The 25,934-nt window shown below is 59.5% G+C and carries 25 protein-coding genes and 1 pseudogene; 10 read left to right on the forward strand and 16 right to left on the reverse strand.

The genetic code is table 11. The annotated features are described in order from the left end of the window. Nucleotides 1-92: 92 nt before the first annotated feature. Nucleotides 93-1,163, reverse strand: a complete 1,071-nt coding sequence (locus tag QMX91_RS15370; RefSeq protein ID WP_003222568.1) for an AI-2E family transporter — start codon at nucleotides 1,161-1,163, stop codon at nucleotides 93-95. Between the two features lie 32 nt (nucleotides 1,164-1,195). Continuing rightward, a complete protein-coding gene (locus QMX91_RS15375) occupies nucleotides 1,196-1,435 on the reverse strand; it encodes a sulfurtransferase TusA family protein (RefSeq protein WP_282412994.1) in 240 nt (79 codons plus the stop codon). Between the two features lie 98 nt (nucleotides 1,436-1,533). Here QMX91_RS15375 and QMX91_RS15380 point away from each other — a divergent pair, with 98 nt between their 5' ends. Beyond that, a complete protein-coding gene (locus tag QMX91_RS15380; protein WP_135295140.1) occupies nucleotides 1,534-2,967 on the forward strand; it encodes a M48 family metalloprotease in 1,434 nt (477 codons plus the stop codon). Nucleotides 2,968-3,046: 79 nt separating this feature from the next. On the opposite strand, the gene QMX91_RS15385 is transcribed toward QMX91_RS15380, so the two are convergent. The 4 genes from QMX91_RS15385 to rpoE form a co-directional block, all read right to left on the reverse strand. After that, nucleotides 3,047-4,477, reverse strand: coding sequence for a DegQ family serine endoprotease (locus QMX91_RS15385; protein WP_123586894.1), 1,431 nt, complete (start codon nucleotides 4,475-4,477; stop codon nucleotides 3,047-3,049). Nucleotides 4,478-4,687: 210 nt separating this feature from the next. After that, nucleotides 4,688-5,650 (reverse strand): MucB/RseB C-terminal domain-containing protein, encoded by a 963-nt coding sequence (locus QMX91_RS15390; protein WP_223007631.1) that lies wholly within the window; start codon nucleotides 5,648-5,650, stop codon nucleotides 4,688-4,690. An 8-nt stretch (nucleotides 5,651-5,658) separates the two neighbouring features. Further along, nucleotides 5,659-6,246, reverse strand: a complete 588-nt coding sequence (locus QMX91_RS15395; protein WP_135295139.1) for an RseA family anti-sigma factor — start codon at nucleotides 6,244-6,246, stop codon at nucleotides 5,659-5,661. Nucleotides 6,247-6,276: 30 nt separating this feature from the next. Then, a complete protein-coding gene (gene rpoE / locus QMX91_RS15400) occupies nucleotides 6,277-6,858 on the reverse strand; it encodes an RNA polymerase sigma factor RpoE (protein ID WP_003172477.1) in 582 nt (193 codons plus the stop codon). A 558-nt stretch (nucleotides 6,859-7,416) separates the two neighbouring features. Here rpoE and nadB point away from each other — a divergent pair. Further along, nucleotides 7,417-9,024 carry an L-aspartate oxidase gene (gene nadB / locus QMX91_RS15405; protein ID WP_282412995.1) on the forward strand — a complete coding sequence of 536 codons (1,608 nt, stop codon included), beginning with the start codon at nucleotides 7,417-7,419 and terminating at the stop codon, nucleotides 9,022-9,024. 598 nt (nucleotides 9,025-9,622) lie between these two features. Here the strand turns inward: nadB and QMX91_RS15410 are convergent. The 6 genes from QMX91_RS15410 to QMX91_RS15435 all read right to left on the reverse strand — a co-directional run bounded on the left by QMX91_RS15410 (nucleotide 9,623) and on the right by QMX91_RS15435 (nucleotide 15,218). Further along, on the reverse strand, nucleotides 9,623-10,096 hold the full coding sequence (locus tag QMX91_RS15410) for a Rha family transcriptional regulator (protein WP_054903677.1): 474 nt from the start codon (nucleotides 10,094-10,096) through the stop codon (nucleotides 9,623-9,625). Nucleotides 10,097-10,311: 215 nt separating this feature from the next. Beyond that, entirely contained in the window at nucleotides 10,312-11,313 is a 1,002-nt protein-coding gene (locus QMX91_RS15415; RefSeq protein ID WP_061202907.1) for a hypothetical protein, read from the reverse strand. A gap of 50 nt (nucleotides 11,314-11,363) precedes the next feature. Further along, on the reverse strand, nucleotides 11,364-11,765 hold the full coding sequence (locus QMX91_RS15420; RefSeq protein ID WP_054904073.1) for a hypothetical protein: 402 nt from the start codon (nucleotides 11,763-11,765) through the stop codon (nucleotides 11,364-11,366). A gap of 780 nt (nucleotides 11,766-12,545) precedes the next feature. Then, a complete protein-coding gene (locus QMX91_RS15425) occupies nucleotides 12,546-13,181 on the reverse strand; it encodes a hypothetical protein (protein ID WP_070096172.1) in 636 nt (211 codons plus the stop codon). Between the two features lie 67 nt (nucleotides 13,182-13,248). Further along, the gene (locus tag QMX91_RS15430) at nucleotides 13,249-13,731 is read right to left on the reverse strand and encodes a BRO family protein (RefSeq protein WP_282412996.1); all 483 of its coding nucleotides are present in this window, start codon (nucleotides 13,729-13,731) and stop codon (nucleotides 13,249-13,251) included. 53 nt (nucleotides 13,732-13,784) lie between these two features. Next, entirely contained in the window at nucleotides 13,785-15,218 is a 1,434-nt protein-coding gene (locus tag QMX91_RS15435; protein ID WP_282412997.1) for a tyrosine-type recombinase/integrase, read from the reverse strand. 43 nt (nucleotides 15,219-15,261) lie between these two features. Here QMX91_RS15435 and QMX91_RS15440 point away from each other — a divergent pair. Then, nucleotides 15,262-15,453 (forward strand): annotated as a pseudogene (locus tag QMX91_RS15440) (L-aspartate oxidase); the annotation flags it as partial. Here the strand turns inward: QMX91_RS15440 and QMX91_RS15445 are convergent. Next, nucleotides 15,422-15,874: a protein YgfX gene (locus QMX91_RS15445; RefSeq protein WP_097086670.1), complete on the reverse strand. Its 453-nt coding sequence runs from the start codon at nucleotides 15,872-15,874 to the stop codon at nucleotides 15,422-15,424. The pseudogene QMX91_RS15440 and the gene QMX91_RS15445 overlap by 32 nt on opposite strands. After that, entirely contained in the window at nucleotides 15,858-16,112 is a 255-nt protein-coding gene (locus tag QMX91_RS15450; RefSeq protein WP_003222550.1) for a succinate dehydrogenase assembly factor 2, read from the reverse strand. Before QMX91_RS15450 ends, QMX91_RS15445 begins: the two co-directional genes overlap by 17 nt. Nucleotides 16,113-16,262: 150 nt before the next feature. On the opposite strand from QMX91_RS15450, the gene QMX91_RS15455 reads away from it, so the two are divergent. Together QMX91_RS15455 and QMX91_RS15460 are read left to right on the forward strand one after the other, a co-directional pair. Beyond that, nucleotides 16,263-17,204 (forward strand): folate-binding protein YgfZ, encoded by a 942-nt coding sequence (locus tag QMX91_RS15455; protein ID WP_134785623.1) that lies wholly within the window; start codon nucleotides 16,263-16,265, stop codon nucleotides 17,202-17,204. Nucleotides 17,205-17,239: 35 nt separating this feature from the next. Then, a complete protein-coding gene (locus QMX91_RS15460) occupies nucleotides 17,240-18,061 on the forward strand; it encodes an HDOD domain-containing protein (RefSeq protein WP_027614457.1) in 822 nt (273 codons plus the stop codon). A gap of 117 nt (nucleotides 18,062-18,178) precedes the next feature. On the opposite strand, the gene QMX91_RS15465 is transcribed toward QMX91_RS15460, so the two are convergent. Both QMX91_RS15465 and QMX91_RS15470 read right to left on the reverse strand, forming a co-directional pair. Beyond that, nucleotides 18,179-19,564 carry a sensor histidine kinase gene (locus QMX91_RS15465; RefSeq protein WP_096796597.1) on the reverse strand — a complete coding sequence of 462 codons (1,386 nt, stop codon included), beginning with the start codon at nucleotides 19,562-19,564 and terminating at the stop codon, nucleotides 18,179-18,181. After that, nucleotides 19,557-20,228 carry a response regulator gene (locus QMX91_RS15470; RefSeq protein WP_003222545.1) on the reverse strand — a complete coding sequence of 224 codons (672 nt, stop codon included), beginning with the start codon at nucleotides 20,226-20,228 and terminating at the stop codon, nucleotides 19,557-19,559. The genes QMX91_RS15465 and QMX91_RS15470 overlap by 8 nt, the downstream gene beginning before the upstream one ends. 236 nt (nucleotides 20,229-20,464) lie before the next feature. Here QMX91_RS15470 and QMX91_RS15475 point away from each other — a divergent pair, with 236 nt between their 5' ends. From QMX91_RS15475 to QMX91_RS15495, 5 genes are read left to right on the forward strand one after another with little or no spacing between them, the layout of a single operon-like run. Continuing rightward, nucleotides 20,465-21,757, forward strand: a complete 1,293-nt coding sequence (locus tag QMX91_RS15475) for an OprD family porin (protein ID WP_135295135.1) — start codon at nucleotides 20,465-20,467, stop codon at nucleotides 21,755-21,757. A gap of 39 nt (nucleotides 21,758-21,796) precedes the next feature. Continuing rightward, a complete protein-coding gene (locus QMX91_RS15480) occupies nucleotides 21,797-22,774 on the forward strand; it encodes a tripartite tricarboxylate transporter substrate binding protein (RefSeq protein WP_007963261.1) in 978 nt (325 codons plus the stop codon). 58 nt (nucleotides 22,775-22,832) lie between these two features. Continuing rightward, nucleotides 22,833-23,291 carry a tripartite tricarboxylate transporter TctB family protein gene (locus tag QMX91_RS15485; protein WP_201135575.1) on the forward strand — a complete coding sequence of 153 codons (459 nt, stop codon included), beginning with the start codon at nucleotides 22,833-22,835 and terminating at the stop codon, nucleotides 23,289-23,291. A 1-nt stretch (nucleotide 23,292) separates the two neighbouring features. Next, on the forward strand, nucleotides 23,293-24,807 hold the full coding sequence (locus tag QMX91_RS15490; protein WP_183781620.1) for a tripartite tricarboxylate transporter permease: 1,515 nt from the start codon (nucleotides 23,293-23,295) through the stop codon (nucleotides 24,805-24,807). Beyond that, nucleotides 24,800-25,834, forward strand: coding sequence for an AbrB family transcriptional regulator (locus QMX91_RS15495; protein ID WP_007963258.1), 1,035 nt, complete (start codon nucleotides 24,800-24,802; stop codon nucleotides 25,832-25,834). The genes QMX91_RS15490 and QMX91_RS15495 overlap by 8 nt, the downstream gene beginning before the upstream one ends. Nucleotides 25,835-25,934 lie beyond the last annotated feature (100 nt).

The raw sequence follows: 25,934 nt of genomic DNA on the forward strand, positions 1-25,934 counted from the left end.
AGCAAGCTCGCTCCCACATTTGGAATGCATTTCAAAATGTGGGAGCGAGCTTGCTCGCGAAGGGGCAATAAGCCTCAGCGAATAGCTCGGCTCTAAAGCAATGGAGCCACAACCGGCTCCTTGCGCGGCCACGCATCCAGCACGGCCTTGAACAGCGTCGCCAGCGGAATTGCGAAGAACACGCCCCAGAACCCCCACAACCCGCCAAACAACAGCACCGCACAAATGATTGCCACCGGGTGCAGGTTAACCGCCTCGGAAAACAGCAACGGCACCAGCACGTTGCCATCCAGGGTCTGAATGATCCCGTAGACCGCCATCAGATAGATGAACTGATCGCTCCAGCCCCACTGGAACAACGCAATCAGCAACACCGGCACGGTCACCACCACCGCGCCGACGTACGGCACCACCACCGACACCCCGACCAGCAACGCCAGCAGCGCCGCATAGTTGAGGCCGAGCGCGACGAACGCGATGTAGGTCACGCCGCCACAGATCACGATCTCGATGACCTTGCCACGAATGTAGTTGGCGATCTGCCGGTTCATTTCCTGCGCCACGCGGGTGATCAGCGCTCGCTCACGGGGCAGATAGCCGCGCACCCACTCGCCGATCATGGCCCGATCCTTGAGGAAGAAAAACACCAGAATCGGCACCAGCACCAGATAGATCATGATGTTGACCAGCAGCGGCAGGCTCGACAGCGAGAAGGTCAGCGCCCATTGGCCGAACTTGCCGATTTCGCCACGCGCCGCTTCGATGGCCTGCAGCACCTGCTCGTCAGAGACCAGATGCGGATAGCGCTCCGGCAGCAACAGCAGCAGCGACTGCCATTTGGCGAGCATGCCCGGAAGTTCGTTGAACAGCGTGATCAACTGATGCCACAGCAACGGCAAGACCACCACGATGAACACCAGCAACACGCCCATGAACAGCGCAAACACCAGCCCCACCGCCGCCGCACCAGGCAAGCGCATGCGTTCAAGAGCGAGCACCAGCCCCTGCATCAGATACGCCAACACCATCCCGGCCAATACCGGGGCGAGCATGCCACCGAGCGTGAGCACCGCGGTGAAGGCGAGAAACAGCAGCACCGCCAGCACCACCGCTTCTTCGTCGGAAAAGTAGCGCTGAATCCAGTCGCGTAACACTTTGAACATCAATAATCCTTAGGTCTTTTACGCTGTCGGCTTCAGGCTTTTTTCAACCAGTAACGGTAGACGCCTGCTTCGTTTTCTTCGCGCAGCAGCGTATGACCGGCCATACGGGCAAAGGTGCGGAAGTCGCGCTGCGAACCCGCGTCCGTGGCGATCACCTTGAGCACCGCGCCGCTGGGCAGCTTGTTGAGTTCCATCTTGGCCTTGAGCAACGGCAACGGGCAATTCAGGCCACTGGCGTCCAATTCACAGTCATGGGCTACAGCGTCAGTCATTGCGTCACTCCGGTTCAGGTGGTTGAGGCGCCTAGAATATCTGGTCGCAAGCCCGGTGTCCGGCTACAGTAAGGTCTTTGTCTTCTAAGGCTTTGTGCATGACATTTCTGCGCCCTACCCTGCTGACGCTCGCTTGCCTGCTCGCCTCACCGGGCTTTGCCGACGATCTGCCGTCACTTGGCGACGCCAGTTCTGCCATTGTCTCTCCGCAACAGGAATACCAGTTGGGCCGCGCCTGGCTGGCCATGTTGCGCAGTCAGGTTGCACAGCTCAACGATCCGCAGCTCAAAGACTACGTCGAATCCAGCGTCTACAAGCTGGTGGAAACCAGCCAGGTGACCGATCGTCGCCTGGAATTCATTCTGATCAACAGCCCGCAACTCAACGCTTTCGCGGCGCCGGGTGGCGTGGTCGGGGTCAACGGTGGCCTGTTCCTCAACGCGCAGACTGAAGGCGAATACGCCTCGGTACTGGCCCACGAACTGGCTCACTTGTCGCAACGCCACTTCGCGCGCGGCGTCGAAGCTTCGCAGCGGATGCAGGTACCGATGATGGCGGCGCTGCTCGCGGGGATCGTGATTGCCGCCGCCGGTGGCGGTGATGCCGGGATCGCGACCATCGCCGGCACTCAGGCCGCAGCCATTCAGTCGCAGCGTACCTTCTCGCGCCAAAACGAGCAGGAAGCCGACCGTATCGGCATCCTCAACCTGGAAAAGGCCGGATACGACCCGCGCTCGATGCCGACCATGTTCGAACGTCTGATGCGCCAATACCGCTTCGACGCCAAGCCGCCAGAATTTCTGCTGACTCACCCGGTGACCGAATCGCGTATCGCCGACACCCGTAACCGTGCAGAACAAGCGCCAACGGGCGGCATCGAAGACAGCATGCGCTATCAGCTGATCCGCGCCCGTGTTCAGCTGATCTACGAAGAAACCCCGGGACTGGGCGCCAAGCGCTTTCGTGCACAACTGGACGAGAATCCGAAAAACGACGTGGCGCGCTACGGCCTGGCGATCGCCCAGATCAAGGGCGGCCAGCTCAATGAAGCCAGGGAGAATCTCAAACAGCTGCTGGCCAAGTCACCCAACGAGATCATCTACAACCTCGCGCAGATCGACCTGGACATTACCAACAACCGCCTGCCGGATGCGCAAACGCGGGTTGACCGGATGCTCACCCAGTATCCGGGCAACTACCCGCTGAATCAGGTTCGGGTCGATCTGTTGCTGAAACAGAATCGCACCGCCGACGCCGAGAAAGCCCTCGACAGCTTGCTCAAATCCCGTCCGAATGATCCGGACGTGTGGTATCAGGTCGCCGAAACCCGTGGCCTCTCTGGCAACATCATTGGTCTGCATCAGGCCCGCGCCGAGTACTTCGCGCTGGTCGGCGATTATCGTCAGGCGATCCAGCAGCTTGATTTTGCCAAGCGCAAGGCGGGCAGCAACTTCCCGCTGTCCTCGCGGATCGATGCACGCCAGCGCGAGCTGATGGAGCAGGAACGCATGATCAAGGACATGATGGGCTGAGTTTTCATCAGCGACATAAAAATTTCAGGCATAAAAAAACCGCCTCTTTCGAGGCGGTTTTTATTTCACCGCAACCGGGTTATTCAGCCAGTTTGAAGGTGATGAAGCTCGCACGACCTTCACGCAGAACGCGCATCGACACCGAACGATTCTTCGGCAGCGCCTTGGCGATCTCGGCGAACTCTTTGGTGGAGCCAATGGCCTGGTTGTTGAGGTGAGTGATCACGTCACCCGGTTGCAGACCGATCAAAGCCGCAGGACCGTCCTGAACTTCCTTGATCACCACTCCGCCCTTGAGGTCGTAGGTTTTCTTCTGCTCAGCGGTCAGTTCCGCCACCGAAACACCGAGGCGGTTGCTGCTGCTTTCCGCACCCGACTTCGGCAGTGCAGCCAGCTCTTTGTCCTCATCCGGAATCGCACCGACAGTCAGCTCGACATTCTTGCGTTTGCCGTCACGGATCACTTCGAGGTTGGCCTTGGCGCCCGCTTTCAGCGCACCGACCAAGTGTGGCAGGTCGGCGGACATGACGATCGGCTGACCGTTCATGCTCAGGATCACGTCGCCCACTTGCAGGCCACCCTTGGCTGCCGGACCGTCATCCTGAATCTGCGCAACCAGCGCACCGGCCGGCTTATCAAGACCGAACGACTCGGCCAGATCCTTGTTCACTTCCTGGATGACCACGCCCAGCCAGCCGCGGCTGACTTTGCCACCGCTTTTCAGCTGATTGGAAACGTCCATCGCCACGTCGATCGGAATGGCGAACGACACACCCATGAAGCCACCGGAACGGGTGTAGATCTGCGAGTTGATCCCGACCACTTCACCGTTCAGGTTGAACAGCGGGCCACCGGAGTTACCCGGGTTGATCGGCACGTCGGTCTGGATGAACGGCACGTAGTTTTCGTTCGGCAGGCTACGGCCGACGGCGCTGACAATGCCTTGGGTCACAGTGTGGTCAAAGCCGAACGGAGAACCGATTGCCACGACCCACTGACCCGCCTTCAGGTCCTGGGACTTGCCGAGCTTGAGCACCGGCAGATCCTTGCCATCGATTTTCAGCAGGGCCACGTCGGAGCGAGGGTCGGTACCGATCAGCTTGGCTTTCATTTCACTGCGATCAGCCAGACGCACGAGGATTTCGTCGGCATCGGCAATCACATGGTTGTTGGTCAGGATGTAGCCATCGGAGGAAATGATGAAGCCCGAACCGAGCGATTGCGCTTCACGCTGACGATCGCCGCGCGGCGAACGCTGCTGAGGCGGCATGCCGCGCTCGAAGAACTCGCGCAACATCGGCGGCAAGCCTTCCAGGTCAGGCATCTGCTGGTTCACCTTGCGGTCCGGCAGCTTCTGCGTGGTACTGATGTTCACCACTGCAGGCGAGGCCTGTTCAACCAGTTGGGTGAAATCCGGCAGGTCGGCCGCCTGGGCAGCGGGGACAGCCTGACCCAGCACCAGCACGGTGGCGAAAATGGAGAGATAAGACTTCAAGCTAAGTATCGACATACAGCTCCCGTTACGACGAGCAGGGTTAAGCGATATGGAGCAAGGAACACCGGGAACCGCGGGCCGGTATTTTTGTTCCGGGAACAACAGACAAGGCCAGAGCCGTGAGGCTCTGACCTATAAAAAACTTTCGGGTGATTTGCAAATGAAAATGCTGAGCAAACATTTCATCTACGTCTCAAAGAAGAAGTGGAAATGACTGAAATCAGCTCACTGCTTGCTGGTTGCAGCGCCATCGTTGCGCATCGAAAGGGCAATCCTCTCGGCCGTGCCGATTGGAATTTCACCGACCACCGTCACCATCATCTCACCCTCAGGCGTAGTGAGGCGGCGGGAAACTGCGACAGTCGGCCCCAACTGCGTGCGGGTATCGGTCACTGTTGCACCGTTCAACGGCTCAAGAAACACTGAAAACCGCGCCAGCCCGTCGTCATACATCAGGCTGCTGACTTGAGTTTTGGTTTCGGAATCTTTGTGTGAAGTACTGCTGGTCAGCACGAAACCCGGAGGCAGCCAGTCGGAATGCCAGACCTGAGCCGTTTTCACGGCAGACGCCTTGTCACTATCAATAGTGACGGCCTTGCACTCGGCGCCAGCTTGCAGGTCTTTGTCCGACGGGACATCAGCGGTATCGAGGCTGGTGAACTGGAAACGCTCGAGTAGCTGCCCTTTATCGTTGAGCAACAACGACTTCAGTGGCAATCCGGTCTGTTTATCCAGATGCAGCTCGAAACCATAGCGATGCTGGTCGCGGGGCGTCAGCGATACGATGACCGCATCACGCCCGGCCACGCGCGACTTGCCGATAACGGCAAGCTCATACCAGTTTTTCAGCTTTTGGGGGTCAAGCGAACGAGCGGTCGAGTTGGGAGAGTCTCCCAACCCCGCAATCAGGGTGCCGCTGACGCATTGAGTATGCCCATCAACACGCACGACTTCCTGAGCCGAGCCGTCGAGCTGAAGCAAACGCTCGCGGACCTGACCGTTCTGGACACGATGCCAGATATTGTGGGTAGAAAAACTACCGTTACGCTCGTATACGAAAGTACCTTGGAAGCTTTGCTGCTGCTCGGCCTGACCCAGGCGAATCAGCCAGTCCTGGGCCTCGTCGGCATGGGCTGGAACAATGAACCAGCCGCTAAGCAGAAGCGAAAGTAGAGGTATGGCGCGCATGATCCTCCTTAACGGTTTTCCATGCTTGCTGCACGCGCATAAGGCAGAGCGCTTTCAGTACCTTTCAACGCAGCTTGCTGGGCATGCTGACGCAGATAGCCTGGCAGACGCTGATCGTGCCAGCCTGGCTGACCTTGCAGAACGCCGTTGGCCATCGGCCCCGTAGTTTCCGAGCTTTCCTTGTAGCCAGCTAGGACGGCCGGGCCTTTGACCTGCGGCGCAACCAGCGAAGGCTGATTGGACTGCTGCGCCAGCTCGACGCCAGCGATTTCGTCCTGGTTGTACAGGCGCACACCGGCCAGTACCGCAACGGTCACCGAAGCTGCAACGGCCAGACGACCCAGGTTGCGCCAAGGGCCGCGGGCTACTTTGGCTGGAGCCGTTTCGTCTTCCAGCGCAGCAGAAACTGCCGCAGCAATGTCCAGACGCGGAAGCAGCAGATCCTTGTGCATGGCTGCCCGAGCGATCTGATAACGAGCCCAGGTCTCACGGGTTTCAACATCGTCCAGTGCATTGATCACTCGACGCAATTCCAGTTCGTCCGCTTCGTTATCCATCACTGCGGACAGCGATTCCTGCAGGGCTTCACGACTCATGGCGTTCCTCTCTTGGCTGTCGCCGCTGTCTCAGTTTTCCTGCAACAACGGCTGCAGGGCTTTATCGATGGCCTCCCGGGCGCGGAAAATCCGGGAGCGCACGGTACCCACCGGACACTGCATGACGCTCGCAATGTCCTCGTAACTCAGACCATCGAATTCACGTAAAGTTAAAGCCGTACGTAAATCCTCTGGCAGTTGCTGAATGGTTCGATGGACGGTGCCTTCGATCTCATCCCGCAGCAAAGCGCGTTCCGGCGATTCGAGATCCTTCAGGCCGTGATCGCCGTCGTAGAACTCTGCGTCTTCAGAACTTACATCGCTATCCGGCGGCCGGCGGCCGCGTGAAACCAGATAGTTCTTTGCCGTGTTGATGGCAATGCGGTAAAGCCACGTATAGAACGCGCTGTCTCCGCGAAAGTTTCCTAGCGCTCGGTAGGCCTTGATAAAGGCTTCCTGAGCCACATCCTGGGCTTCATGGGTGTCGTGCACGAAACGCACGATCAACCCGAGAATTTTGTGCTGATATTTCAGCACCAGCAGATCGAAAGCTCGCTTGTCGCCACGCTGAACGCGCTCGACCAGCTGCTGATCCTCTTCCTGGGTTAGCATGAACACTCCTCGATAAGCATGGAGGAGGCTTGCATAACTAAACGACCAGACTTGCAAACATAGACTCGGGCTTTTCGCAAAAGTTCTCCCCCTCCAGGCAAGTTTCCTGCGGGCTCTGATTTGGCACGCACGAAAAACGCAGCGCGGGATAAACCGGCTGCGCGAATAATCTTGTCATCGGTTCGCCGGCAAAAACCCAATCGCAGGTTCTGCATTGAAGCCGACACTGTCCCGTGCTTCTGGCAACTGACTATTGATCTTGGGCCTCTGGCAAAAGTTCCAATTATTTATAGCCGTGCTGAAGCGACATTGAGCAACCGCGTGCTGAAAAAGCCTGTTTCATCCTCGATACAGTCGCCTTTTCCCAAAACGACAGAAAAAAACGTCCGACGAAACGTCAAGCTTTTGTCGTCACAGTAGTTTCACAATGCCATACGAGCTCGGCTATTGTGCCGCTCCACCCCTCTATATACTAGTGGGCTGTGTGGCTGTCTTGACTCGCCGATCCAGCTGTCCTGCGCCACCCCCGATCCGGGTCGCTTTGAGCGGAATCCTGAAATGAGCCAACAGTTTCAACACGATGTTCTGGTGATTGGCAGCGGCGCTGCCGGTTTGAGTCTCGCGCTGACCTTGCCGGGTCATTTGCGCATTGCCGTATTGAGCAAAGGTGATCTGGCCAACGGCTCGACTTATTGGGCCCAGGGCGGCGTCGCTGCCGTGCTGGACGATACCGATACTGTCGAATCCCACGTCGACGACACCCTGAACGCCGGCGGCGGTCTGTGCCATGAAGACGCGGTGCGTTTTACCGTCGAGCACAGCCGCGAAGCCATCCAGTGGCTGATCGACCAGGGCGTGCCGTTCACCCGCGACGAACAGTCCGGCACCGAAGACGGCGGTTTCGAATTCCACCTGACTCGCGAAGGCGGCCACAGCCATCGACGCATCATCCATGCCGCCGACGCAACCGGCGCAGCGATTTTCACCACCCTCCTCGCCCAAGCCAGAGAACGCAGCAACATCGAACTGCTGGAGCAGCGAGTTGCCGTTGATCTGATCACCGAACGCCGTCTGGGCATGAGTGGCGAGCGCTGCCTCGGCGCCTATGTGCTGAATCGCGCGACCGGCGAAGTCGACACCTACGGCGCACGCTTCGTGATCCTCGCGTCCGGCGGCGCCGCCAAGGTCTACCTCTATACCAGTAACCCCGACGGCGCTTGCGGTGACGGCATCGCCATGGCCTGGCGCTCGGGCTGCCGAGTGGCGAACCTGGAATTCAACCAGTTCCACCCTACGTGCCTGTATCACCCGCAGGCCAAGAGTTTCCTGATCACTGAAGCCTTGCGTGGCGAAGGCGCGCACCTGAAGCTGCCCAACGGCGAACGGTTCATGCCGCGCTTCGACAAACGTGCCGAACTGGCGCCACGCGACATCGTCGCCCGCGCCATCGACCATGAAATGAAGCGGCTGGGCGTCGACTGCGTCTATCTCGACATCAGCCACAAGCCTGAAGCCTTCATCAAAAACCACTTCCCGACCGTCTACGAACGTTGCCTGGGTTTCGGCATCGACATCACCAAGCAGCCGATTCCGGTCGTACCGGCAGCGCACTACACCTGTGGTGGCGTGATGGTTGACCAGCACGGTCGTACCGACGTGCCGGGGCTGTACGCCATCGGCGAAACCAGCTTCACCGGCCTGCACGGGGCCAACCGCATGGCCAGCAACTCGCTGCTCGAATGCTTCGTTTATGCCCGCTCGGCGGCTGCGGATATTCTTGCGCAACTGGATGACGTCACCGCGCCAACCGCCCTGCCCGAGTGGGACGCCAGCCAGGTCACCGATTCCGACGAGGACGTGATCATCGCCCACAACTGGGACGAGCTGCGCCGCTTCATGTGGGACTACGTGGGGATCGTGCGCACCAATAAGCGCCTGCAACGAGCGCAGCACCGCGTGCGTCTGTTGCTGGACGAGATCGACGAGTTCTACAGCAACTACCGAGTAAGTAGGGACCTGATCGAACTGAGGAACCTTGCTCAGGTAGCGGAGCTGATGATTAGGTCAGCCATGCAACGCAAGGAATCTCGGGGTCTCCACTACACGCTGGACTATCCAGGGCTGCTTTCAGAAGCGAAGGATACGATCCTTACACCGACCGAATGAGGCACGTTAGGAAGCCTCAGCGTAGCACGGTAAGGCCCCGGTTTGTTACAGCTTTGGCGCATCTTTGTCCCATCGCTGGGGTCCTTATCGCCTGCCCGCGAGGGTCCTTAACGCGCCCACGGGCACCCATGCGAGGGCCTACGGGGGAGCCTGCGCGGGAAGTCTTGTAATGGTGACCTTTCAGATTTTTCTGTCAGATTCTCAAGGGGGCCTATGCGACCACAACCAGAACCCCAGTTGAACGGCCAGACAGACCCAGTAGAGGGCCTGTAGGTGGTCCATGGGGTTCTCCTTGAAGGGTTAGAGTGACTTGTGAAAGCGAACGTCTGTGAGTTCGTGTTGCAGGGCTACCTCAAGGAGGCGCTCATAGGTATGCGGCCAACTCCCTTGAGATTGGTCATTAGAAGCGCCTGATTGAAGCAAGGCATAGCATAGCGCCGCATGTGGTGTCAGAGACTGGACAGGCACCTTAGTGACTACCCGTTTGCCCTTGTAGGTGTAGCACAGTGTGACACTCATCGCGGGACCTTTTTGTGGGCAACTTAGCTATTGAGCATAGCCCGTCACGCTTCGTTTGAGGAAGTATCAATCAACGACCTCAGCGGGCCTTGAGACGCCTTGCAGCGGCCTTGATGTCCCTCATTGCGATTCGATAGTTGTCCTTCTCTCGTTCGAGCAGGTGAACCACAGCAGCCTGTATCGACACACGTTCAAACCCTGAGCCTTCCAGTTCAAGCCAGCGCTTGACGATCATGTTGGACAGCTTGAAGGAATACCGGGAGAGCAGCGTAAAGGTCAGCTCTTTGTCGAGGATGGTCAGCGGTAATAACTTGCTTTGACTGGACTGGTAGCTGGCCTCGACCCATTGAGGTGCCCCCAGATTTGGGGTCTCCCTTTCCAGCTCGTTGAGCATCTTTCGGATGTCTCTGAGTACATGGTCATGGCGCTTACCGGTGATCTCAGCGATCTCCAAGGACGACATACCGGGTAAGCCGTTGAGAGTCGTTGAGGATACCGCTCCGGCCTTGGAGATGTTCTCGAAGATGGTCGCTGTATTGGTGGTCATGGTCATAGTCTGTTTTCCTCTTGTTTGCTCCCTCAAGTTCGCTCCCACCGGCAGCCGAAAGACCCGACCAAGGGTTCTGCCGGTGGCATGAAGGAACAAACAGAAAGACTTTCGGTTAGATAGATGCCCAGCGACGGGCGATGATGCGGATAGGTGAAGCTGTGCCCCTGCCGGTCCCTCTTTAGGTCCGGCCTTACGGGGCTATCAGGGTTTCCCTTAGATCAGCTCAGGGCAATGCGAGTGACCAGCGGGAACGGCACTTGAACGGTCTGAAGACGATCCTCGGTCAGAGCTACCTTGACCATGCCATTGGCGATGATGTCCACCACAGCCACGATCTCAAGGTCCCAGCCTTGGGCGTTTGGGTTGCGAGTCGCTTCAATCTTCCAGATGCTACCGTCTTGGCGCTCACGGTAGCTCAGCGAGGTGAAAAGCTTGGGCAACATGAAGACGCCGTGGTCAGTGCCTGTATACGGCTGTACGCCTGCGCCAATGAGGTCCTCGATAGAGTCCTGACCAGCACGTTGAGCAGCACGCTCAAGAACAGCCACCAGTGACACGGGCAGCAGGATCACGAAGTCGCTCAGCGAGGTCCCTACAGTCTGGTTAACGTGGGTCGTGAGGATGTCGATGAGGTCCTCAGCGATCTCAGCAGGCTTACCCGTTGGTTTGGCCTCAGAGACGCTCTCAGTGCTTGGGGCAGTCGCCAAGATGGCAGCGACCTTACCGGCTGCGCTGTGCTCAATGTCACGAAGCATCTTGTCAGCGGTTTGCTCCATAGACTGGACGGTGAAGCCTGCCATCAGGTTGTGGTCAAAGATCGTAGCTCGGTGGCTGATGACCAATGCCTTGTCGGTCGCCTCGGTGAAGATCACAGAACCGGCCAGGACCTCGCCCTTCTCGACGGTCTGGTTATCCCAGTTCTTACGAGGGTCGAAGGTGACAGAGCGGTCGGCCATGGTGATGATTTGTTGCCCAGTGGCCTCAGAGCCAGCCGGACGGAACTCGCAAGGGGTTGCCTCCATGGCAGCCTCTCGCCACTCATCGCCGTTCAAATAGTCCTCAGCGGCTTCCACAAGGGCCTCCACATAGACGGATACATCGGTGGCCGCTTGGGTCTCTGGGCGAACATCAGCAGTGTTGAATCGAATCGACCCAGTGTGCTCATCGGTGATGGCGGTGGTGTAGGTCGAAGGTTTGGTGTACTGGAATGGCTTAGTCATGGTTGTTTCTCCTGAATAGATGAATGAAGTGGTTGTGTGTCGAGGTGCTGTTACCAGCCAGCGCTATTGGCACGGGAGGCAGCACGGATACGGGCACCATGCTCACGAATGGCAGCGGCTCGGGCTTCCTTATCGGCCTTCGCTTGGGCGATCTCACGAGGTGTGTACTCACGGCAGCGCTCTTGATGCCAACGGGCCTCAGCCTCTCTCTGAGCCTTCTCTTGGGCCTTCTGGTATTGGTCTTGGCGGTACTCTCGGGCAACTACGGGAATCGCTTGGAGCGACAGACCGGCCTCATCGAACGCCTTAACGATCTCGAATTGCTGGCCCTTAACGGTCCCGCATTGGGCGACCAGCATGGGCAACATGATGTTCTCGACGTACTCACGGTTCAGGGTCTGGCCCGACACGGTGACTTCGTTCTTCAGGACTTTCGTGATAGTGATTTTCATGGTTTGGGTTCTCCTATTGGGGACCCTTTGATTCGTCCTTGCGCCATAGACGCGCACGACCAGACGGCCAAGGAGAAAGCCTTCGCGGGCATCTTCAAGGACGATCAAAAGGTTCTGGGTTTCAAGTGGTGTTGATGACGCTGATTCAGGACATGGCAAGCCTGAAGGGCATCGAAGGGCGCAGCGTTAGCTCGCTACTGGATCAACCGTGGCGACGGCTGTTGTGCAGGGTCGAGGAAATTATTTTGTTGTTGGTCTTCCTGTCTTACCCATAGTGAGGGTTTTTAACGACAGTCTTGACGGACGCCTTTAAGTTGTGAGTGAGATTCCTTCAGAGCCGCTTAATGGAATCCTCAAGTGAGTCGAGGCGATGGCTTGAAGACACAACCCTTGTTCAAGTAGTTGGTTCAAACGGTCGAGAGTCTTTTGGGGACACTTAGCGAGGACCCGTTGGGCCACACCGTCCATATCGAAGGTGACCTGTCCAGCCTTGTAGGTCCTGAAGTTGGAGCGATGGTCACTAAGGGCACGACGCAACTCGATGAGCTGGGTTCGAGCTGGTCGAGGGAATACAGTAGACAAGACTGACATATCTTGTTCGGTGAGGCGTGAGTTAGCTGGGCAGACAATGCTGGTCATGTTGGAAGGTCTCCTTTGAGGTGTTCTTAAAGATGCCCTTTGAGATGAGGGGAGTTGTAATTAACAACCCCTCTCCCTCTGGGTCTGGTCGATGCTTTGACCTGAAGATGGTCGTTGAGATTTTCTTTATATTATCCGGCGTTAAGTCGCTAAGCCCCGGAATAGAGCCTCTGCGCCTACCTCAGCCACAATCTCAGCCTTGATGTCTGGGTGTCTCTCGACATACGAAGCGATCCCATGGGCAGCGTGTCGAGCAGCCTTGGCGATTCGCTGGGCGGTCCTCAAGGAATACTCATTGGTCTTGCAGGCGTCCGCTGTGATCTCCGAAAGGAACAACGCACCGATGACCGCTCGGGCCTTGACGTTGATCTTTCCGTTGGTGACTCCTGCACTGGTGATGATTGACCCGGTAATGATGTCGTCTACCCATGGCAGCGGATCGGGAATCGCAAGGAGGTACATATAGGCTGCGACAGGGTTGGCGAAGGTGGCCTTTGGGCGTCCACGTCCTCGCTTAGGCTCATCGCTTGGGGTCTCTTGGGGTTGCCCTTGGGGGTCGCTGGAAAGGCCCTTGGCGGCTTTCTGGTGGTCCTCAGAGAGCGACTCATCGGCACGACGCTCAGCGGCCCATGCCTGATACTGGGCTTCGAGGTTTGCGGGTCGTACCATGTCCTTGCGGCGGATGACCTCGCCAGTGATTGGGTCAATGTGAAGGATGGTGCCGGTTTCGTGATCGACGTGGCGGTGCAGTGGTCCGGGTTGGGTGAGCAGGGTCATGGAAGTGGTCCTCAGATGGCCGCTGCGAACGTGCAGCCATAGTGAGGGTATTTGGCGACACCAGCCATCAAGTCCAGTAAACAAGGGCCTTAACGATCTCCTTCAGTTCCACCAGTTCCCCACGGAGCAGCTTCAGCTCATCCATGATGCCCACGGCAATCGGGTTGCTCGACTCAGCAGCGTTGTACGAGCCGGTCTTGCGGATGGTCGGGAGGACTTCCTCGGTGACCCAGCGGCGGAAGGGTTCGGTCTTTGGTGCGTTGGAGCGGAGCAGCATTGTGTAGGCTTCAGACTCAGTCAGCATCGCCATAGTGCCCCGGTAGGCACGGGTCAGGCCGTGGCTTGTGACGTACTCAGGGGCTTTAATGGATGTTTCATCAATCAAAGCCTTGAGGGTCAGGAAGTTGCTACCATGACCCTCCTTAGTGCTGCGCCATTGCTTCAGGCTACGGGCCGGATCAGCCAGCCCCGCTGCCTTGGCGACTTGGTGCCCCAGAAAGATCAGTTCGTGCTCAGGGTGACCCACGAGGACATCCAGCTCGATGCCCATGAAATTACGCTTTTCAAAGCAGGTCCACCGCAAGCGGCAGACCCTTCATGCCATTAGAGAAAGGCAGTCTTCAGTGCCTCAGCCATACGCCCCACCTCAACCGCACTGCCCGCCCCATACAGGTCATAACTGATCGACCCCGAAGCGTGCCCCAAGATGGACTCAGCGGTGCCAACAGGAATCTCAGCGGCCTTCAAGGCACCAGCCAGAGAGTGCCGTAGCGAGTGGAAGGTTTGCGTCCGATCAGCCTTCACACCCAAGACATCACGGATAAGCCCATTGAGCAACTCAGAGAATCGCCCAGCGCCCAAAGCGAACAGGCGAGAGTCCGCCCTTTGGACAAACTCAAGGAAAGCCTTCAGGTCGAACCCATAGGCGCCATCGGTCAACGGGATGACCCTCAAAGCATTCTTGGTCTTGGCTGTCTTGCCATCGTTCCTATTGATGTCGATAACCCAGACATCCCCGACCTGCTTAACATCGGCCTTCGTTAACTGCCTGAGTTCCTCGATACGGGTCCCAGCGATGACCCCAAGGGACAATGCCCAACGCAGCCATGCGTCCACCGGCAGGGTCTTAGCGTGCGCCATGAGGGCCTTGACCTGATCCTGAGAGAACGCCTCACGGGAGCTATCAGCTCCTTTCGTTGGCTTCAGACCCTTGTCGAAGCTCTTATCGAGGTAACCGTTATGCACAGCCCAGTCCATGACAGTTGATAGCCGGGTCAGTAGCTTCTTCACCGTCGATGGCTTGCGGTCCTCAAGGAGTTTGTCCCGAAGGTTCTTCATGTCCTCCCGCGTATGGGCCTTCAAGTCCAAGTCACCGAGGATCGTAGCGATAGCCTCACAGGACGATCTCACGTCCCGCATGGTGCTGGCCTGAATGCTGTCTTTGCGTTCCTCCATGTACAGCGCAGACAGAGCCTTGAAGGTCAGCCGCTCAGATGAACTTACAGATAGGGACGGAGACAGGGCCACTGACGTGCTACAATGCTCATCCTTGAGACCCTTTACGATCTCCACCAGATTCCCAGACCTGCCCTTCATGCGCTCCTGAGACGCCTCAATGATCTCCAGTGCCTTACTCACAGCCCGTTGCTGATTGACGCTCAGGGGCAGCTTTGCGCTTGCCTCACGGAGGGCCTGATGGTGCTCATCGTAAATCATCTCGTAGGCAACCAGTGAGCTATCGCCATGGGCCATCGTCAGGCTGTACTCAGCGATGTCCAACAGACGCTCTCTCAGCTCATCCCATGACGCCTCTGGGTTGTCCAGATGGTAGGCCTTGAGGGTCGAGAGGATGTCTTGCGAGATGGTCATAGCGGTGGCCTTGTCGGTGGTCCTGAGTGACAGCGTGAAGAAGCCCTTAGCGGTGCCTTGAGGGCGAAGGCGAAGGTAATAGCGACCAGACCGGCGATAGTGGTATGGCTTGGCGAGGGCAGTTTGTAACAGGTTTGTCCCAGTTTGGGAGGGCTGGTTGATGGTCATCGGCTGAAACCCCTGTATCCATTGGGTTTAGCCTCATCACGTCGAGTTCTACAGCAACTATAAAGTCAGCCGCGACCTGATCGAGCTGCGTAATCTGGCGCAAGTCGCCGAACTGATGATCTGCTCTGCCATGGAGCGCAAGGAAAGTCGCGGTCTGCATTACACCCTCGACTACCCGAACCTGCTGCCCGAGGCGCTCGACACTATTCTGGTGCCGCCCACCTACGCCGGCTGAACTTGAGCCGCACTCGCAGGCGTCGGTGCACATCCGCTGCCTGCGAGTCTCGCGGTACACAGATCGAGCGCACCCGCCGCTCCCCGCGCAAACGAAAGCGCAGCACCACGATCAACGGCAACGCCAGGCTGTCAGGGCGCAGCTGGACTGCTTGCCAGCCGCCCGCCTGATTCCACAATTGCCAGCCATCGGCATCGCGGCGCAATCGGCAAAAAGCCTGCGGATGCGTCAGCAGAATCTGCCGTGGCAACACCCACACGGCGTGCAGTAGACAGGCGAAGGCCCCGAGCAGACAGGCCCAGAGTGGAATCGACAGGAGAAACAACACACCCAGCGCGAACGCCTGGGTCAACAGATACGCCGCCAGCAACTGCCGAGAGGCATGCCAGCGGCATTCGAACGTATTACTTGGGCTGAACACGGTCCAGGATCATCCGGACCATGCGCTGCAGCTCAGGGTCTTCGGACTCACTGCGCTCCATGAACCAGCCGAACATGTCCTGATCCTCACAGGTCAGCAGACGGACATACAAGTCGCGATCGACCTGGTTGAGGTGCGGATAGACCTCTTTCACGAACGGCACCAGCAGTACGTCAAGTTCCAGCATGCCGCGGCGGCTGTGCCAGAAGAGGCGATTGAGTTCAACTTGTTCGACCATGGAGCCCTCCTCAAATAGGCGCGCAGTATACAGCCCCGGCGCGGGTCGCACAGTCGGCTTTGGTCGGGCACCACCGATCCTTTATCAACTACCCATTTCAACAACGCGCCCTTATGATGTGCCCCAGACTTTTTTACCCTGCGATGACCCATGGCCGATTCTGCTTTTTTCTGCACCCTGTCTCATGAAGGCGTACTCGCGGTTCGCGGCGTGGATGCCGGCAAATTCCTGCAAGGCCAATTGACCTGCAACATCAATTACCTCAGCGACAGCCAGGCCAGCCTGGGCGCGCGCTGCACGCAAAAAGGCCGGATGCAGTCGAGCTTCCGCATTCTGCTCGAAGGTGACGGCGTGCTGCTGGCAATGGCCAGTGAACTGCTGGAGCCGCAACTGGCGGATCTGAAAAAGTACGCGGTGTTCTCCAAGTCCAAACTGACCGACGAAAGCGCCGCCTGGGTGCGTTTTGGCCTGGAGCACGGCGACGCCGCGTTGGCCAGCCTGGGTCTGAGCCTGCCAAGCGAAACCGACAGCGTAGTGCGCAGCGCAGGCCTGATCGCTATTCGCGTCTCGCCGGATCGCGCCGAACTCTGGGTACCGGCCGATCAAGCCGACGCCATCAAAGCCAAGTTGGCCACCGCCCTGCCTGAAGGCGAATTGAACCAATGGCTGCTGGGGCAGATTCGCGCCGGTATCGGTCAGGTCATGCCGACCACCCGCGAGTTGTTCATCCCACAGATGCTCAACCTGCAGGCCGTCGGTGGCGTGAGTTTCAAGAAAGGTTGCTACACCGGCCAGGAAATCGTCGCGCGCATGCAGTACCTGGGCAAGCTCAAGCGTCGCCTCTATCGCGTAGAACTTGACGCGACTGAACTGCCAGAGCCGGGCACCCCGCTGTTCGCCCCAAGCCACAGCAGCGCCATCGGCGAAGTGGTGATTGCCGCCCGCGCCGCAGAAAAGATTGAACTGCTGGCGGTGTTGCAGGCCGAAGCTGCCGAAGCGGGTGATCTGCACCTGGGCGACCTCGAAGGGCCAGCCCTGCATTTGCTCGACCTGCCCTACGAACTGGATCGCGACCGCGAAATCCAGCGCTGATCGCAGCTTTTGTTGCAACACCCTAGAGAATCTACATGAGCGAGCTGGCGGATAAGGTCCAACAGGATTTGGTTGAGGCCATCGATAACGATGACCTGGTTCTGCCAACATTACCGGAAGTGGCCCTGCAAATTCGCAAGGCTGCCGAAGACCCGGAGATCAGTGTCAGCGACCTGAGCAAAGTGATTGGCCGCGACACGGCGCTGTCGGCACGCCTGATCAAAGTGGTCAACAGCCCGTTGCTGCGCGCGACCCAGGAAGTCACCGACCTGCACACCGCGATCACCCGACTGGGAGTGAACTACAGCAGCAACCTGGCGATCGGCCTGGTGATGGAACAGATCTTCCACGCCCGCTCCGAGGTGGTCGAACAGAAGATGCGCGAAGTCTGGCGCAAGAGCCTGGAGATCGCCGGCGTCAGCTACGCCCTGTGCCGTCGGCACACCCAACTCAAACCTGATCAGGCGGCGTTGGGCGGGCTGGTGCATCAGATCGGCGTATTGCCGATCCTGACCTACGCCGAAGATCACTACGAACTGCTGTCAGACCCGGTCAGCCTCAACCATGTGATCGACCACATTCACCCGCTGCTGGGCGACAAGCTGTTGCGGGTCTGGGAATTTCCCGAGCAACTGGTGGCGTTGCCGGGGCTGTATCTGGATTTCAAACGCGACTCGGCGCACCTCGATTACGTCGATCTGGTGCAGGTGGCGAGTCTGTATTGTCACAAGGACAGCGATCATCCGATTGCGCGGATTGACCCACTCAGCGTGCCGGCGTTCAGGAAGCTTGGGATCGATCCGGAGAACAAGGAGTTGTGCGCGGATCTGGAAGAATCGCGGACGATGTTTTACTGATCCGGAACCGCGGCGCGGCCTTCGCGAGCAAGCCCGCTCCCACAGGGGATTTGTGTACGGCGTGGACCCCCTGTGGGAGCAGGCTTGCTCGCGAAGAGGCCCGCACCAACACCACATTTATCCAGCAATAAAACTCACCCGAACCTTCAAACCGGCCTGTTCTCCATCGTGCAAGGTGATCTGCGCCAGATGCGCCCGGCAGATCTCTCCGACAATCGCCAGACCCAACCCTGAGCCCGCGACCTGCTGATTGCGCCGATAGAAGCGTTCAAACACCCGATCACGCTCCTCCAGCGGAATCCCCGGCCCGTCATCTTCAACTTCAAGCACCGCCGGCGCCGCGACCCGCAGAATCACGTTGCCGCCCGGTGGCGTATGCGCCAGCGCGTTGTCCACCAGATTGCTCAGCAGCTCATTGAGCAACGTCGGCTCACCGCGCAGCCACACCGGCTCATCCGCCTCCAGAGCCAGCGCGACTCCGCGCGCATGAGCCAACGGCGCCATGGCCATGCCCAGTTCGCGGGCCAACTGACTCAGATCGAGCAGTTGCGCGCCGCCCTCGGCAATCGCCCGGGCACCGTTTTCCACCCGCGCCAGCGACAGCAGTTGATTGGCCAGATGGGTCAGGCGATCAGTGCTTTGCGCAGAGGATTCCAGCGTGCTGCGCCAGGTTTCCGCTTCAGACGAACGCAGCCCCAGTTCCAGCCGCGCCTTCAACGCCGCCAGTGGCGTGCGCAGTTCGTGGGCGGCATCGGCGATGAACTGCGCCTGCCGCTCGAACTGCCCGCGCAAGCGTTCGGTGAAGTGATTGAGCGCGCGCACCAGCGGCCACAATTCATGTTGCACTTCCACCAGCGGCAGCGGCCGCAAATCATCCGGCTGACGCTCCTCCACCGCCGTGCGCAAACGCTCCAGCGGGCGCAGCGCGGCACTCACCGCGAACCACACCAGCAAGAGGGCGCCGATCGCGAGCATGCCCAGACGCAGCAGCGTATCGGCCGCCAGACTGCGGGCCATGCTGACCCGCGCCTCATCGGTTTCCGCGACACGGATTTCCGCCATGCCATTCATGTTCGGCTCGGTGACCGCTTTGAGCAGGCTGACCACGCGCACGTTCTGCCCGCGATAGGTCGCGTTATAGAAGCGCGCGAGCGCTGGATAATCGTCAGTTCTTGGCGTACCGGGTGGTGGTCCGGGCAGGTTTTCGTAGCCGGAAATCAGCTTCTGGTGAATGTCGTTGACCTGGTAGTAAATCCGCCCGGCGCTGTCGTAAGCGAAGGTGTCCAGCGCCACGTAGGGCACGTCGGCGCTGAGCGTGCCGTCGCGCTGCGACAGGCCGGCGGCAATGGTTCGCGCCGAGGCCAACAGGGTTCGGTCGTAAGCCGTGTCGGCAGCTTCGCGCCCGTTCCAGTATGCGCTCAGACCACTGGCGAGCATCAACACCACCAGCAACAACGCGAGGTTCCACAGCAACCGCCAGCGCAGGCTGCTGGGCTTATGCATCGCGGCTTTCCAGCAAGTAACCAAGGCCACGGAAGGTCACGATCGCCACCGGTTGGCCGTCGAGTTTCTTGCGCAGACGATGCACGTAGATTTCGATGGCATCGGGGCTGGCTTCTTCGTCGAGACCGAACACCTGTGCGGCGAGTTGCTCCTTGCTCATCACCCGTCCCGGGCGGGCGATCAACGCTTCGAGCACGGCTTGTTCGCGGGAGGTCAGAGTCAGCAGTTCTTCGCCGAGACTAAAGCGTCGGGTGTCGAGATCGTAGGCCAGCACGCCGCAGCGCTGCTGACGCTCGCCACCGAGCACACTGCGCCGCAACAGGGCTTTGACCCGGGCTTCGAGCTCGGTCAGTTCGAACGGTTTGGCCAGGTAATCGTCAGCGCCGAGATTCAAGCCGTGTACGCGGTCCTTCACATCGCTGCGCGCTGTCAGCATCAACACCGGCAGGTTCTTGCCACGTGCGCGCAGGCGCGCCAGCACCTCGAAACCGTCCATGCGCGGCAGGCCGACATCGAGGATCGCCATCGCGTATTCCTCGCTGCCCAGCGCCAGGTCGGCGGCCACGCCATCGTGCAACACGTCCACGGTCAGACCGGTGCTCTTGAGCGCCTGGGCGACGCTTTCGGCCAGTTGCAAATGGTCTTCGACGAGCAGAACACGCATGGATCTCTACCTCATTCAGGGATGGCCGACGCCACTCTTTGCCGCGGAGTTTACAGCCGCAACCGCCGCTGTGAAGCCCGAAACCCGCGAAATCCAGCTGAAAGGTTAGTGAAAGGTTAGCCCGTTAGAGTCCGGTCACGGACAGTTTCGACTGCCGTCGCTGCTGCCACACAGCGATACGAAAAACGCCTCGAAGCGTTTTCGACCAATAAGAACAATAAACGGAGTACACCCGCATGCCGTCCTTGCAGACCAAGGCTTCTACGCCTGTTCGTCCTTCTCGTTTGCGCCACGCCACCCTCGCCAGCACCGCTGCCCTCGCCGGTTTCTCACCGTTGAGCTACGCCGACTTCATCAAAGACAGTTCCGCCACCTTCGAAACCCGCAACATGTACTTCAACCGCGACTTTCGCGACGGCACCAGTGCCCAGCAAAGCAAGCGTGATGAATGGGCGCAGGGTTTCATGCTCAACCTGCAATCGGGTTACACCGACGGCACCGTGGGCTTCGGTGTCGATGCGCTGGGCATGCTCGGGGTCAAACTTGATTCGAGCCCGGATCGTACCGGCACCGGCCTGTTGCCGACCCACGATGACGGGCGCGCGGCGAACGAATACTCGAAAGTCGGCCTGACCGGCAAAGTGAAAATCTCCGCCACCGAACTGAAAATCGGCAGCCTGATTCCCGAACTGCCGATCCTCAAACCGAATGACGGGCGCATCCTGCCGCAGACGTTCGAAGGTGGTTTGCTGACCTCCAAAGAGATCAAGAACCTGACCTTCACCGGCGGGCGTCTGGAGAAAGCCAAGGATCGCGACAGCACCGATTTCGAGGACATCGCCCTCAACAACAAGAACAGCCGCTTCGCGGGCACCGTGGCCGGCAAGCATTTCGATTTTGCCGGCGTGGACTACAAGTTCACCGACAAGATCACCGGCAGTTACCACTTCGCCCAGCTCGACGAAGTCTATAACCAGCACTTCTTCGGTCTGGTCGCCTCACGGCCGATGGGCCCGGGCACCTTCGCCACCGACCTGCGCTTTGCGGTCAGTGACGATCAGGGCGCGGCCCGTGGTGGCGAGATCGACAACCGCTCGCTCAACGGTCTGGTCAGCTACGCCCTGAGCGGCCACAAGTTCACCGCCGGTTATCAGCACATGTCCGGCGACAGCGCCTTCCCGTATGTCGATGGCAGCGACCCGTACCTGGTCAACTTCGTGCAGATCAACGACTTCGCCGGCGCCGAAGAGCGCTCATGGCAGGCGCGTTACGATTTCGACTTTGCGCGTCTCGGCATCCCTGGCCTGTCGTTCATGAGCCGTTACCTGAGCGGTGACAACATCAAGCTCAAGAATGGCGAAGAAGGCAAAGAGTGGGAGCGCAACACCGAGATCAAATATGTAGTACAAAGCGGCGCCCTGAAGGACGTTGCCGTACGCCTGCGTAATGCCACCTACCGTTCCAACTACTCCGCTCGCGATGCCGATGAAGTGCGTCTGCTGGTGAGCTATAGCGTTGCCCTTTGGTAATTCAGTACGTCCATAACAACAACTCCCAAGGAGACATAGATGAACTTATCACTGCGTAAAGTTGCTCTGGCCGCTGGCGTCATGCTGTTCGCCGGCCAACTGATGGCCGAACCGAAACGTCCGGAATGCATCGCCCCGGCCTCCCCCGGCGGTGGTTTCGACCTGACCTGCAAACTGGCGCAGAGCGCGCTGGTCAACGAAAAACTGCTGACCAAACCGATGCGCGTGACCTACATGCCCGGCGGTGTCGGCGCGGTGGCGTACAACGCGGTCGTCGCCCAGCGCCCGGCCGATGCCGGCACGCTGGTGGCGTGGTCCAGCGGTTCGTTGCTGAACCTGGCGCAAGGCAAGTTCGGCCGTTTCGACGAGACCAACGTGCGCTGGCTGGCCGCCGTCGGCACCAGTTACGGCGCCATCGCGGTGAAGAGCGATTCGCCCTACAAGACCCTCGACGATCTGGTCAAAGCCCTGAAAAAAGATCCGAGCTCCGTGGTCATCGGTTCCGGCGGCACCGTCGGCAGCCAGGACTGGATGCAGACCGCACTGATCGCCAAGGCTGCCGGGATCAACCCGCGTGACCTGCGTTACGTCGCCCTCGAAGGCGGCGGCGAAATCGCTACTGCACTGCTCGGCGGTCACATCCAGGTGGGTAGTACCGACATCTCCGACTCCATGCCGCATATCCAGAGCGGTGACATGCGGCTGCTCGCGGTGTTCGCCGATAAACGCATCGACGAACCGGAAATGAAAGACATCCCGACCGCGCGCGAGCAGGGCTACGACATCGTCTGGCCGGTGGTGCGCGGTTTCTACCTCGGGCCAAAAGTCAGCGACGAAGACTACGCCTGGTGGAAAGACGCCTTCGACAAACTGCTGGCCTCGGACGACTTCGCCAAGCTGCGCGATCAACGTGAACTGTTCCCGTTCGCCATGACCGGCCCGGAGCTGGACACCTACGTGAAGAAGCAGGTCGCGGACTACAAAGTGCTGGCCAAAGAGTTCGGCCTGATTCAGTGATCGTCTCTGTCTAGCGGCTGCGGCCTCGCGCATCGAGGCCTCGGCACAGGAGTTTCCCATGCTCTTACAACGCATTTTCGCCTCGGTGCTGTTGCTGGCCTGCGTTGGCCTGGCGCTGATGGCGTGGCCGTATCAAGCGGCTTTTTCTTATGAACCGGTCGGCCCGCGCGCCTTTCCTCTGCTGATGCTCGGCCTGATGGGCGTGGCGCTGCTGTACATGGTGTTCCGCCCGGCACCGATCAAACACAGCGAAGACGAGCCACCGCTGGATCGCCAAACCCTGACCAAGATCGGCATCTGCGTCGTCCTGCTGCTGGTGTTCGCCGGCCTGTTCGAACCACTGGGCTTCATTCTCAGCAGCATCCTGATCGGCATCCCGATGGCGCGCCTGTATGGCGGTCGCTGGCTACCGAGCATTGTGGTGACAACGTTGATGGCCATCGGTCTGTACCTGCTGTTCGACCGTCTGATGGACGTTCCACTGCCGCTGGGCCTGCTCGACGTTCTGGAGAACTGATATGGATACTCTCGGTTATTTGGGTCAGGGCTTCGGCGTCGCGCTGAGCCCGTACAACCTGGTCACGGCCTTGACCGGCACGCTGATCGGCACCGTGGTCGGGCTGTTGCCGGGCCTGGGTCCGATCAATGGCGTGGCCCTGCTGATCCCGATCGCCTTCGCCCTCGGCCTGCCACCGGAGTCGGCGCTGATTCTGCTGGCGGCGGTGTATCTGGGCTGCGAATACGGCGGGCGGATCAGCTCGATCCTGCTGAACATTCCGGGCGAAGCCTCCACCGTGATGACCACCCTCGACGGTTATCCGATGGCGCGCCAGGGTCTGGCCGGTGTCGCCCTGTCGCTGTCGGCATGGAGTTCGTTCATCGGTGCGTTCATCGCCACCTGCGGCATGGTGCTGTTCGCCCCACTGCTGGCGAAATGGGCGATTGCCTTCGGCCCGGCGGAATACTTCGTGTTGATGGTGTTCGCGATTGTCTGTCTCGGCGGCATGGCCGGCGATCGTCCGTTGAAGACGTTTATTGCGGCGTTGATCGGGCTGTTCCTGTCGACCGTTGGCATCGACGCCAACAGCGGCGTATACCGCTTCACCGGCGACAACATTCACCTGACCGACGGCATCCAGTTCGTGGTGCTGGTACTGGGTCTGTTCTCGGTCAGTGAAATCCTCCTGCTGCTGGAAAAAACCCATCGCGGCCAGGAAGCGGTGAAAGCCACCGGACGCATGATGTTCAACTTCAAGGAAGCGGCGTCGGTGTTCGTGGTGAACATCCGTTGCGGCCTGCTGGGTTTCATCATGGGCGTGTTGCCGGGTGCCGGCGCGACGTTGGCCAGTGCCGTGGCCTACATGACCGAAAAACGCATCGCCGGTGCCGGCGGCAAATTCGGTCAGGGTGACGCCCGTGGCCTCGCCGCTCCTGAGACCGCGATCGGCGCTTCGGCCTGTGGCGCGCTGGTGCCGATGCTGACCCTCGGCGTACCCGGTTCGGGCACCACCGCCGTGATGATCGGCGCGCTGTCGCTGTACAACATCACCCCGGGGCCGCTGCTGTTCCAACAGCAACCGGACATCGTCTGGGGCCTGATCGCGTCGTTGTTCATCGCCAACATCATGCTGGTGATCCTCAACATCCCGATGATCCGCATCTTCACCCGCATCCTCGCCGTGCCGAACTGGGCACTGGTGCCGGTGATCGCGATCATCACCGGAATCGGCGTGTACGCCGTGCATGCGACCACCTTCGACCTGTTCCTGATGGTCGGCATCGGTATCTTCGGCTACATCCTGCGCAAGCTGGATTTCCCGTTGTCGCCGGTGCTTCTGGGGTTCATTCTCGGCGGGCTGATGGAGCAGAACCTGCGTCGTGCGCTGTCGATTTCCAACGGTGCGCTGGAAATCCTCTGGTCGAGCCCGATCACTTTCGGCGTGTGGATCCTGACCGCGATCATGTTGCTGATGCCGCTGCTGCGCATCTGGCGCAAACGTGCGGCGGCGCAACGCGCCATCGCCGATGTCTGATCGCTCCTCCCTCAGAAGCTGGTGGGCCACCCCGCTGGTCGGTCTGCTTGGCGGTTTTATCGCCAGCCAGATCGGCTGGCCACTGCCGTGGATGGTCGGCTCGTTGCTGGCGATCATCCTCGTGCGCTGCCTGACCCCGTGGCAACTCACGGAAATCCCCGGAGGGCGTAAATGCGGCCAATGGATTGTCGGCATCGGCATCGGCCTGCACTTCACCCCGGTGGTGATGGAGCAGGTGCTGAGTCATTTCGGATTGATCTTCTTCGGTGCCCTGGTCACCAGCCTGTCGGCGGTGGTCGGCGTGTGGTTGATGCGCCGTACCGGCGAGGATCGTGCCACGGCATTTTTCTCGAGCATGCCCGGTGGCTCAGGTGAGATGGTTAACCTCGGCGCACGCAATGGCGCGCTGCTCAGTCATGTCGCGGCGGGGCAGAGTCTGCGGGTGCTGGTGGTGGTGCTGTGCGTGCCGGCCGCGTTCAAGTATCTGCTGGGCGACGGCACACCGATTTCCCACGCCGGCAACGTCGATTGGCGCTGGCTGGCGATTCTGTTTCCCACGGGCGCCCTGCTCGCCTGGCTCTGGCAGCGTTTGCGTCAGCCCAATCCGTGGCTGTTCGGGCCGCTGCTGGTCAGTGCCACGGTGAGCATTGCCTGGGATTTGCACATCGGCCTGCCGGACGGTGGAAGCCAGATCGGCCAGTGGCTGATCGGCAGCGGCCTGGGCTGTCACTTCAACCGACAGTTCTTCCGCCGCGCGCCGTCATTCATGGGCCGTACGCTGATCGGCACGGCGCTGACCATGTTGATCGCGACCTTGGCGGCTTTGGGTTTGAGTGCACTGACCCATCTGGATCTGCGTTCGCTGACGTTGGGCATGATGCCCGGCGGCATCGCCGAGATGAGCCTGACGGCGGAGACCCTGCAACTGTCGGTGCCGCTGGTGACGGCGATGCAGGTGATGCGGCTGCTGTTTGTGCTGTTTCTGGCGGAGCCGTTGTTCAAGTATTGGAACCGTAATCCCGAGTAACACCGATAGACCGAGTTGCCTTCTTCGCGAGCAAGCCCGCTCCCACATTGGTTATGTGCATGCCGCAAAACCAATGTGGGAGCGGGCTTGCTCGCGAAGG

The sequence above is a fragment of the Pseudomonas sp. PS01299 genome (assembly GCF_029960145.1).
GTDB classification, from domain to species: domain Bacteria; phylum Pseudomonadota; class Gammaproteobacteria; order Pseudomonadales; family Pseudomonadaceae; genus Aquipseudomonas; species Aquipseudomonas putida_A.